This is a genomic window from Roseivivax sp. CAU 1761, from assembly GCF_054482755.1.
The window spans coordinates 1-9,305 of record NZ_JBTLRM010000021.1; the positions used below are offsets into that span (position 1 = coordinate 1).

A 9,305-nucleotide genomic window follows, 5' to 3' on the forward strand; every position below is an offset into this window, starting at 1 on the left:
CGCGCCGCGCCCTGGCCGGGGCGCTCGAGCGCCGCGCGGGCGCGGACATCATTCCAGCCGCGCAGTGAAGACGTAGCCCTCGCCATGCGAGGTGGCGATGATGCCGGGCGCCTTGGGATCGTCGCCGAGCTTCTGGCGCAGCCGGCGGATCAGCACGTCGACGCTGCGCGGCTCGGGCCCGTCGCGGCGCTGCGGGGCGGCGCCCATCAGCGCCTCGCGGCTCTGCACCTCGGCCGGGTGGCGCACCAGCCGGGCCAGGATCTCGAACTCCGCGCGGGTCAGCCGCACCGCGGCGCCGTCGGGCCGGATCAGCTGCCGGGTCGCGGTGTCGAAGCTGAACCCGGCGAAGCGGAAGGTGGTGCGGCCGAGATGGCGCAGCGCCGTGCTGCGGCGCAGGAGGTTCTTGATCCGCGCCAGCAATTCGCGCCGGTTGAACGGTTTGCAGACATAGTCGTCGGCGCCCATCTCGAGCCCGACAATGCGGTCGACGTCGTCGGTGCGACCGCTGATCAGCACGATGCCCACTTCGGATTGCGCGCGCAGCTCGCGGGTCAACTGCAGGCCGTCCTTGCCCTCGAGATTGATGTCGATGAGCAGAAGATCGGCGGGGTCGCGGGCGAGGATCTCCTCCGCCGCGGCGCCCTCGCCCACCGCGCTGACGCGGTAGCCGTTGTTCTCGAGATAGCTGGTCAGCGTGGCGCGGCTGACCGGCTCGTCCTCGATCACCAGGATATGCGCAGGCGCGCGGTGCGGCATCACGGGGTCCCTTTCCCGTCTGTTAACAAATTTTCACATCGTTCACCAGTTCGTTCATCGCCGCGGTCTTACTTGTTCACATCCCGTCCCTAGTCTGGGTCGCGGCGGCAGCAGTGCCCGGGCCAGCGCCCCGACCCCCCAGAACCGGGTTCGCCCACCTGTTGTCCGCCCCTCAACAGGGAGTTCACAAGATGAAGAAACGCGCAATCGTCCTTGGCCTCGCCGCGGTCACGCTGTCGGTGAACGGCGCCGCCGCCGAGGATTCGCCGGACCCGATCATCATCCCGATCCACAACTGGTCGAGCCAGATCGTGATGAGCCACGCGGTCGGCCAGATTTTCGAGGAGATGGGCAACAGCGTCGAGTTCGTGACCACCGACAGCCAGGCGGTCTACGAATCGATCCGCATGGGCGACGTGACGCTGGAGATGGAGGTCTGGGAAGGCGCCTTCGGCGCGTCCTTCGACGCCGCGCGCGAGAAGGGCGGCATCCACGATGCCGGCACCCATGACGCGGTGACGCGCGAGGATTGGTGGTATCCCGCCTGGACCAAGGAGGCCTGCCCCGGCCTGCCCGACTGGCAGGCGCTGAACGACTGCGCCGCGGTCTTCGCCACCCCCGAGACCGGCGACAAGGGCCGCTTCCTCGGCGGCCCGGTGGACTGGCTCAAGCACGACCAGGAGCGCGTCGACGCGCTCGGCCTCGACTTCACCGTGGTCAATGCCGGCTCCGCCGCCGCGCTCTGGGCCACCATCCAGGCCGCCGAGCCGGAGAAGAAACCGATCGTGGTGTTCAACTGGACGCCGAACTTCGCCGAGGCGGTCTGGCCCGGCGAATTCGTCGAGTTCCCGGAATGGCAGGAGGGCTGCGACAGCGATCCCGCGGTCGGCCCCAACCCCGACGCCACCTACGATTGCGGCAATCCCGCCAACGGCTATCTCAAGATCGCCGCCTGGGACGGCATGCAGGACAAGTGGCCCGCCGCCTACGCGACCCTGACGAAGATCTCCTTCACCAACCCGCAGATCGCCGAAATGGCCAAGCTGGTCGATGTCGACGAGCTCGAACCCGAAGAGGCCGCCGCCGAATGGCTGGCCGCGAACGAGGACGTCTGGACGCCCTGGATCGAGTGATCCGCGCCGCCCGCCCCCGGGATCGCGGATCCCGGGGCCCCCTCGTCCCCGCAGAAAGGCCCGCCATGACCGACACGCCCGTCATCTCCTGCCGCAACGTCTGGAAGCTGTTCGGCCCCGACCCGGAGCGCTACCTGCCCACCGCCCGCACCGGGCTCAGCTTCGAGGAAATCCGCCAGGCCGGCTACATCACCGCGGTGCGCGACGTCTCGCTCGATGTCGGACGGGGCGAGATGCTGGTGGTCATGGGCCTGTCGGGCTCGGGCAAGTCCACCCTGGTGCGCTGCATGTCGCGGCTGATCGACATCACCGGCGGCGAGATCCGCGTCGACGGCCAGGGCATCATGGCGCTCGACGAGCGCCAGCTCATCGACCTGCGGCGGCGCAAGATGGGCATGGTGTTCCAGAGCTTCGGCCTGCTGCCGCACCGCACCGTGCTCGACAACGTGGCCTTCCCGCTGGAGATGCGCGGCCAGGACCGCCACGCGCGCCGCGCCCGGGCCCTCGAGGTGATCGAGCTGGTGGGCCTCGGCGGCCGCGAGGACTACTTCCCGCGCGAGCTCTCCGGCGGCCAGCAGCAGCGCGTGGGCATCGCCCGCAGCCTCGCCATCGAACCCGACATCTGGTTTCTCGACGAGCCGTTCTCGGCCCTCGACCCCCTGATCCGGCGCGAGATGCAGGACGAGTTCCTGCGCCTGCGCGGCATGCTGGGCAAGACCATCATCTTCATCACCCACGATTTCGACGAGGCGCTGCGCCTGGCCGACCGCATCGCCATCATGAAGGACGGCGCGGTCGAGCAATGCGACACGCCGGACCGCATCGTGCTGCACCCGGCCACCCCCTACGTCGCCAAGTTCACCGAGGAGATCGAGAAGGCGCGCGTGGTCCATGCCCGGGTGCTGGCCCGCCCGGTCAACGGCCACGCCGTCGACGGACCCGCCGTGGCCGGCAGCGCCACGGTGCTGCAGCTGGCGCGCCAGCTGGTCGACGATCCCCGCGACTACCTGCCGGTGGCCGACGAGGGCGGCGCGCTGCTCGGCGCGCTGAAGCGGCAGGACGCGCTCGACATCCTGCTCGGCGGGGTGGCGCGATGACCGCGCTCGACCTCGCCCCGAGCCGCCCGGGCGCCGGGCGCCGCGTGCCGATCCTCGGCCCCGCCCTGCTGCTGCTCCTGGCAGCGCTCGTCACCGCGCTGCTGAAGCCGGTGCTGCCGGGCTGGCTGGCCCGCGTGCCCGAGGCCGCGGTGCTGCCCTACGACGTCTGGCTGCAATGGCTCTTCGACACGCTGAAGGACGACCTCGGGCTGCTGGCGGTGACCCGGACCGTCTCGGACGGGCTGGAATGGCTGCTCGATGCCACCGCCAACCTGCTCTACGGCAAGAACCGCTGGCCCTATATCGGCCCCCTGCCCTGGAGCGCGGTGGCGGCGCTCGCCGCCGCCATCGGCTACGCCGCCGGCGGCGGACGGCTGGCGCTCCTGGCCGGCGGCACCTTCACCTGGGTGGCGCTGATCGGCCAGTGGGACCTGGCGATGCAGACCATGTCGGTGATCGTCGTCTCGGCGCCGCTGGCCGCCGCGCTCGGCCTGCTGCTCGGCCTCGCCGCCTGGAAGCTGCCGCGCTTCGAGGCGGCTCTGCGCCCGGTCCTGGCGATCTTCCAGACCCTGCCCTTCTTCACCTATCTCCTGCCGGCGGTGATCTTCTTCAAGGTCGGGCCGACCGCCGGCGCGGTCGCCACCATCGTCTACGCCATCCCGCCGATGGTGCTGATGACGGTGCTGGGGCTGCGCTCGGTCCCCGGCGAGGTCGTCGAGGCCGGCCAGATGAGCGGCTCGACCCGCTGGCAGATGCTGCGCCATGTCTACCTGCCCTCGGCCCGCAGCGAGCTCCTGATCGGAGTCAACCAGGTGATCATGCTGTCGCTCGCCATGGTGGTGCTGACCGCCTTCATCGGCATGCCCGGGCTCGGCGCCAAGCTGCTGTCGCTGATGAACTCGCTGAAGCTCGGCCGCAGCTTCGAGATCGGCGTCACCATCGTGCTGATCGCCATCACCCTCGACCGCTGCTCCAAGGCCTGGGTGGTCAAGCAGCCCGAGCATCACGAGAGCGGCACGCCGTGGTATGTGCGCCACCGCCACCTGGTTATCGCCACAGCGGCCTTCCTGGCCTTCCTCGGCCTCGCCCAGGTGCTGCCGCTGGCCGCCGAGATCGGCCGCGGCCAGGACCTGTCGATGGGGCGCGAGATCGACGACCTGATCCGCGCCGCGCTGTCGCATCCGACGATCACCGCGGTCACCGGCTGGCTGCGCTGGTTCCTCATCACCTGGGTGCTGATCCCGTTCCGCGACGGCCTGCTCTGGCTGCCCACGCTGTCGGTGCTGCTGCTGCTGGCGGCGGCGGGCCAGGCCGTGGGCGGGCGCCGCTCGGCGCTGCTGGCGGCCGGGTTCTTCGCCGCGGTGGCGCTGACCGGCTGGTGGGACCGCGCCATGATCACCGTCTACGCGGTGCTCTCGGCGGTGGTCCTGGCCACCCTGATCGGCCTGCCGCTCGGCATCCTCGCGGCGCAGCGCAAGCGCTGGGGCCAGCCCATCCTCTTCGCCTGCGACACCGCCCAGACCTTCCCGAGCTTCATCTACCTGATCCCGGCGATCATGCTCTTCGGGGTCAACGATGTCTCGGTGGTCTTCGCGATCTTCATCTTCGCCACCGTGCCGCTGATGCGCTACACCATCGAGGGCTTCCGCGCGGTGCCCGACGCGCTGCTCGAGGCCGCCGACATGGCCGGGGCGACGCGGCGCCAGAAGCTCGTGCACGTGCAGCTGCCGCTGGCCCTGCCGACCATGGCGGTGGGCTTCAACCAGGCGATCATGTTCGCCTTTTTCATGGTGATCATCGCGGCCTTCATCGGCACCCAGGATCTGGGCCAGGAACTGCAGAAGACGCTGGCCGGCAACCAGCTCGGCAAGAACTTCGTGCTCGGCATGTGCGTGGCGCTGATGGCGCTGGCCTTCGACCACGTGATCATGCGCTGGTCGGCCGGCCGCCGGAAGGCCCTGGGGCTCTGAGCGGCCCGCGCCGCCCGGCCCCGCCGGGCGGCGCCTTGGCGGACCGGGACTTCCCCGGTGGACGCAACGCCTGCCCGTTGACGCACCCCGGGCCGAGGCGCGCCGGCGTGGGCACCCGCGGGCCGCCCAGATGCGCCGGACGCGGCCCGGGACCGTCGGAAGGACAGCTCGGGCCAGCGTGGACCGGGATGCGGGCAGGAAGCGGGCGATTGGCGAGCTGGCCACGGGAGCCGATGCCAGCGCTTCGGACGCCGGAATTCAGGCCGTGACCGGGCAGAGCGCCGGAATGGTTGCATGCTACCGGAAGCGGGCGAGCCAGCGCGCGTCGAGCAAGGCGGCTCAGGCGCGTCGAACGCGACCCGGATCAGCACAGGGACGGACCAGGAAACTGTGAACGCGGCCCAAGCGCCGCACCGCAGCATCGCTTAAGTCATTGGTGCCCAAGGTGGGAATCGAACCCACACGCCTTGCGGCGGGGGATTTTGAATCCCCTGCGTCTACCGTTCCGCCACTTGGGCCCGCCCCTTTCCTAGTGCCCGCGACCGGGCGCGTCCAGAGGCCGGGCGACGGGGCGCGCGGTTTTCCCGCCGAGCGGGCGGGCGGCGGGGCGCGGGCGCTTGACCCGGCCCCGGCGGCATGCTCAGAGGCGCAGGACCCCGTTTCCCGGACCCGTCATGCTCAGACATCTCTACGCCCGGACCATCGCGCTCGCCGAGCATCCGCAGGCCATGTGGGCCCTGGCGATCGTCGCCTTCGTCGAAAGCTCGGTCTTCCCGATCCCGCCCGACGTGATGATGATCCCGATGATCCTGGCCCGCCCCGACCGCGCCTGGCGGATCGCGCTGGTGGCCACCACCGCCTCGGTGCTGGGCGGGCTCGCGGGCTACGGCATCGGCTACTACTTCTACGACGAGATCGGCGCCCCGGTTCTGGAGGCGCTGGGCAAGGGCGACAAGATCGCCGCCTTCAACGACCGCTTCAACGAATACGGCGTCTGGGCGGTGCTGATGGCGGGCCTGACCCCCTTCCCGTTCAAGGTCATCACCATCCTGTCGGGCTGGTCCGGGCTGCCGATCCTGCATTTCACGCTCAGCGCGCTGGTCGCGCGGGCGCTGCGCTTCTTCATCGTCGCGGGCCTTCTGCGCGCCTTCGGCGACCCGATCCGCGATTTCGTCGAGCGCCGGCTCGGCCTGGTCTTTGCGCTGCTCCTGGCGGCGCTGGCCGGCGGCTTCGCGATGATCCGGTTCCTCTGACCCCCAACGCGGAGGCCGCCATGACCGCCCGTTCCCTGATCCTGCTCGCCGCCCTCGGCTCCGCCGCGCTGCTGCTCGGCGCGCTGGCCTTCCAGCATCTCGGCGGCCTGCCGCCCTGCAAATTGTGCTACTGGCAGCGCTGGCCGCATGCCGCGGCGGTGCTGATCGGGCTCGTGGCGCTGTTTGCGGCCACCCGCCCGCTGGCGATCCTCGGGGCGCTGGCGGCGCTCGCCACCGCCGGGGTCGGTGTCTTCCATGTCGGCGTCGAGAACGGCTGGTGGGAGGGTCCCTCGACCTGCACCTCGGGGCCGATCGGCGGGCTCAGCACAGACCAACTGATGGACCAGATCATGAATGCCCCGCTGGTGCGCTGCGACGACATCGCCTGGAGCCTCGCCGGGATCTCGATGGCCGGCTGGAACGCGCTCCTGTCGCTGGTGCTGGCGGCGCTCTGGCTCGCCGCCTACCGCCGGGCCTGAGCCTCGGCGCTGCGCCGCGTCGCGAGCAGCAGCGAGGTCTCCGAGGTGGTGACCCCGTCGAGCCGGCGGATCCGCGTCAGGCAGGCATCCAGCGCCTCGAGGCTCACCGTGCCGAGCTCGGCGATCAGGTCCCAGCGCCCGTTGGTGGAATGCAGCGCGCGCACCTCCGGCATGCCCGACAGGTGGCGCTGCACCCGCTCGGTGCCGCGGCCCTCGATGCCGATCATCATCAGCGCCCGCACCGGGTCGCGCGCCACGTCCTCCTTCAGCACCACGGTGAAGCCGAGGATGTCGCCGCTCCGCCGCAGCCGGTCGAGCCGCGCCCGCACCGTGGTGCGCGACACCCCGAGCGCCAGCGCCAGGTCCGACAGCGAGGCCCGCGCATCGCGCCTCAGCGCGGCGATCAGGGCGAGGTCGTGATCGTCCATTCCGGAACCCTTCCCCTCCGTTCCGGCATGAACTCGCCCGTTCTGGCCGAAGTGTCCAGTGGCCTTCCGCCCGAATCGGCGGCTACTCTGCCCGCCGAGGCCGCGCAGGGAACGAGGGAACAGGCGATGCAGGTCCGCGACATTCTACTGATCGGGGCGCCGGTCGATTCCGGCAAGCGCCGCGCCGGCTGCCTGATGGGGCCCGACGCCTACCGCACCGCGCGGCTGCCCGAGGCGCTGGCCGATCTCGGCCACCGGGTGCGCGATCTCGGCAATCTCGCGCCCGACGCCACCGGCCTCGACGAGCACGACCACCTCTTCGCCCTGCCCGAGACGGTGGGCTGGATGCGCGCCCTGTCGCGCGCCGCCGGCGAGGCCATGGCGCAGGGGCTGCCGATCTTCATGGGCGGCGATCACGCGCTGTCGCTCGGCACCGTGCACGGCGCGGCGGCGCATGCCGCGGCCGAAGGAAGGCCGCTCTTCGTGCTCTGGCTCGACGCGCATTCCGATTTCCACACCGACGCCACCACGCAATCGGGCAACCTGCACGGCACGCCGCTCGCCTATGTCACCGGGCGGCCGGGCTTCGACGCCTTCCCCGAAGTGGCCCACCCGATCCCCGAGGACCAGGTCTGCATCGTCGGGCTGCGCTCGGTCGACGGCGCCGAGCGGCAGGCGCTGGAGGCCAGCCGCATCCGCCGCCACGACATGCGCGACATCGACGAGAACGGCATCGCCCGGCCGATCCAGTCCTTCCTGGCCGAGGTGGCGCGCGCCGGCGGGCTGCTGCATGTCTCGCTCGACGTCGATTTCCTCGACCCCTCGGTGGCGCCCGCGGTGGGCACCACGGTGCCCGGCGGCGCCACCGTGCGCGAGGCGCATCTGGCGATGGAGCTCCTGCACGATTCCGGGCTTATGACCTCGATGGATCTGGTCGAGCTGAACCCGATGCTGGACGAGCGCGGGCGCACCGCGCAGCTCATGGTCGATCTCGCCGCCTCGGCGCTCGGGCGCCGGGTCTTCGACCGCCCGACGCCGCGCATCCTGTGACGGAGGGCCCGATGATCCAGCCCTCGCAGAAGGCCCTCGTTCCCTTCGTCTCGGTGGCGCAGATGATGGGGCTCGTCCACCATCTCGGGCTCGAGACCATGCTGGCCGGCATCGCCCGGGCGATCGAGGAGGATTTCCGCCGCTGGGAGAGCTTCGACAAGACGCCTCGGGTGGCGGCGCATTCGCCGGTCGGGGTGATCGAGTTGATGCCGACCTCGGACGGCGAGACCTACGGCTTCAAGTACGTCAACGGCCATCCCGGCAACACCCGCGCCGGGCTGCAGACCGTCACCGCCTTCGGCCTGCTCGCCGACGTGGCCACCGGCTACCCGGTGCTGCTTTCCGAGATGACGCTGCTCACCGCTCTGCGCACCGCGGCGATGTCGGCGGTGGCGGCGCGCCATCTGGCGCCCAGGGGGGCCGAGACCATGGCGATGATCGGCTGCGGCGCGCAATCGGAGTTCCAGAGCCTGGCGCTGAAGACGCTCTGCGGCATCCGCCGCGTGCGGCTCTACGACATCGACCCCGCCGCGGTGGCGAAATGCGCCGCCAACCTGGCCGGGAGCGAGCTCGAGATCGTGCCCTGCCAGAGCCCGGAGGCGGCGATCGAGGGCGCGCAGATCCTCACCACCTGCACCGCCGACAAGCAATACGCGACCATCCTGACCGACAACATGGTCGGCGCCGGGGTGCACATCAACGCCATCGGCGGCGACTGCCCGGGCAAGACCGAGCTGGCGCCGGGCGTGCTGACCCGGTCCGACATCTTCGTGGAATACCCGCCGCAGACCCGGATCGAGGGCGAGATCCAGCAGCTCGACCCCGATCACCCGGTGACCGAGCTCTGGCAGGTCATGGCGGGCCGGGCGCCGGGGCGCCGCGACGCCCGCCAGATCACCCTGTTCGACAGCGTGGGCTTCGCGATCGAGGATTTCTCCGCCCTGCGCTACGTGCGCGAGGCGATCCGCGGCACGCCCTATTTCACGCCGCTCGACCTGCTGGCCGATCCCGACGATCCGCGCGACCTCTACGGCATGCTGGCCCGCGCCCGCCCCGACACCCGTTCCGACGCCCGCCCGGAGGCCGGCTGAGGCGCGGCGGGTGCGGGCCGGGGGGGGGGGGGGGGGGGGAGGGGGGGG

The 9,305-nt window shown here is 71.0% G+C and carries 9 protein-coding genes and 1 tRNA gene; 7 read left to right on the plus strand and 3 right to left on the minus strand.

Annotated elements, in window-relative coordinates; genetic code table 11:
• Positions 1–48 precede the first annotated feature (48 nt).
• Positions 49–756, minus strand: a complete 708-nt coding sequence (locus tag ACXYMW_RS13195; RefSeq protein ID WP_459035793.1) for a response regulator — start codon at positions 754–756, stop codon at positions 49–51.
• Between the two features lie 191 nt (positions 757–947).
• Here ACXYMW_RS13195 and ACXYMW_RS13200 point away from each other — a divergent pair, with 191 nt between their 5' ends.
• The 3 genes from ACXYMW_RS13200 to ACXYMW_RS13210 all read left to right on the plus strand — a co-directional run bounded on the left by ACXYMW_RS13200 (position 948) and on the right by ACXYMW_RS13210 (position 4,956).
• Entirely contained in the window at positions 948–1,889 is a 942-nt protein-coding gene (locus ACXYMW_RS13200; RefSeq protein ID WP_459035794.1) for an ABC transporter substrate-binding protein, read from the plus strand.
• Positions 1,890–1,954: 65 nt separating this feature from the next.
• Positions 1,955–2,986 (plus strand): quaternary amine ABC transporter ATP-binding protein, encoded by a 1,032-nt coding sequence (locus tag ACXYMW_RS13205; protein WP_459035795.1) that lies wholly within the window; start codon positions 1,955–1,957, stop codon positions 2,984–2,986.
• Positions 2,983–4,956: an ABC transporter permease gene (locus ACXYMW_RS13210; RefSeq protein WP_459035796.1), complete on the plus strand. Its 1,974-nt coding sequence runs from the start codon at positions 2,983–2,985 to the stop codon at positions 4,954–4,956. Before ACXYMW_RS13205 ends, ACXYMW_RS13210 begins: the two co-directional genes overlap by 4 nt.
• Before the next feature lie 434 nt (positions 4,957–5,390).
• Here ACXYMW_RS13210 and ACXYMW_RS13215 read toward each other — a convergent pair.
• Positions 5,391–5,474: transfer RNA gene (locus ACXYMW_RS13215), tRNA-Leu, on the minus strand.
• A gap of 156 nt (positions 5,475–5,630) precedes the next feature.
• Here ACXYMW_RS13215 and ACXYMW_RS13220 point away from each other — a divergent pair.
• Entirely contained in the window at positions 5,631–6,209 is a 579-nt protein-coding gene (locus ACXYMW_RS13220; RefSeq protein WP_459035797.1) for a YqaA family protein, read from the plus strand.
• Between the two features lie 20 nt (positions 6,210–6,229).
• A complete protein-coding gene (locus ACXYMW_RS13225) occupies positions 6,230–6,688 on the plus strand; it encodes a disulfide bond formation protein B (RefSeq protein ID WP_459035798.1) in 459 nt (152 codons plus the stop codon).
• Here the strand turns inward: ACXYMW_RS13225 and ACXYMW_RS13230 are convergent.
• Positions 6,673–7,116 carry an Lrp/AsnC family transcriptional regulator gene (locus tag ACXYMW_RS13230; RefSeq protein ID WP_459035799.1) on the minus strand — a complete coding sequence of 148 codons (444 nt, stop codon included), beginning with the start codon at positions 7,114–7,116 and terminating at the stop codon, positions 6,673–6,675. The two genes, ACXYMW_RS13225 and ACXYMW_RS13230, sit on opposite strands and share 16 nt — an antisense overlap.
• A gap of 126 nt (positions 7,117–7,242) precedes the next feature.
• Between ACXYMW_RS13230 and rocF the strand changes: the two genes are divergently transcribed.
• Together rocF and ACXYMW_RS13240 are read left to right on the plus strand one after the other, a co-directional pair.
• Complete coding sequence (gene rocF / locus ACXYMW_RS13235) at positions 7,243–8,166, plus strand: arginase (protein WP_459035800.1); 924 nt, start codon at positions 7,243–7,245, stop codon at positions 8,164–8,166.
• A gap of 11 nt (positions 8,167–8,177) precedes the next feature.
• Complete coding sequence (locus tag ACXYMW_RS13240; protein WP_459035801.1) at positions 8,178–9,257, plus strand: ornithine cyclodeaminase; 1,080 nt, start codon at positions 8,178–8,180, stop codon at positions 9,255–9,257.
• Positions 9,258–9,305: the final 48 nt, after the last annotated feature.

Coding starts and splice junctions, on each gene's coding strand:
- ACXYMW_RS13195 (WP_459035793.1), bottom strand. CDS start 756: ATGCCGCACCGCGCGCCTGCGCATATCCTGGTGATCGAGGACGAGCCG.
- ACXYMW_RS13200 (WP_459035794.1), top strand. CDS start 948: ATGAAGAAACGCGCAATCGTCCTTGGCCTCGCCGCGGTCACGCTGTCG.
- ACXYMW_RS13205 (WP_459035795.1), top strand. CDS start 1,955: ATGACCGACACGCCCGTCATCTCCTGCCGCAACGTCTGGAAGCTGTTC.
- ACXYMW_RS13210 (WP_459035796.1), top strand. CDS start 2,983: ATGACCGCGCTCGACCTCGCCCCGAGCCGCCCGGGCGCCGGGCGCCGC.
- ACXYMW_RS13220 (WP_459035797.1), top strand. CDS start 5,631: ATGCTCAGACATCTCTACGCCCGGACCATCGCGCTCGCCGAGCATCCG.
- ACXYMW_RS13225 (WP_459035798.1), top strand. CDS start 6,230: ATGACCGCCCGTTCCCTGATCCTGCTCGCCGCCCTCGGCTCCGCCGCG.
- ACXYMW_RS13230 (WP_459035799.1), bottom strand. CDS start 7,116: ATGGACGATCACGACCTCGCCCTGATCGCCGCGCTGAGGCGCGATGCG.
- rocF (WP_459035800.1), top strand. CDS start 7,243: ATGCAGGTCCGCGACATTCTACTGATCGGGGCGCCGGTCGATTCCGGC.
- ACXYMW_RS13240 (WP_459035801.1), top strand. CDS start 8,178: ATGATCCAGCCCTCGCAGAAGGCCCTCGTTCCCTTCGTCTCGGTGGCG.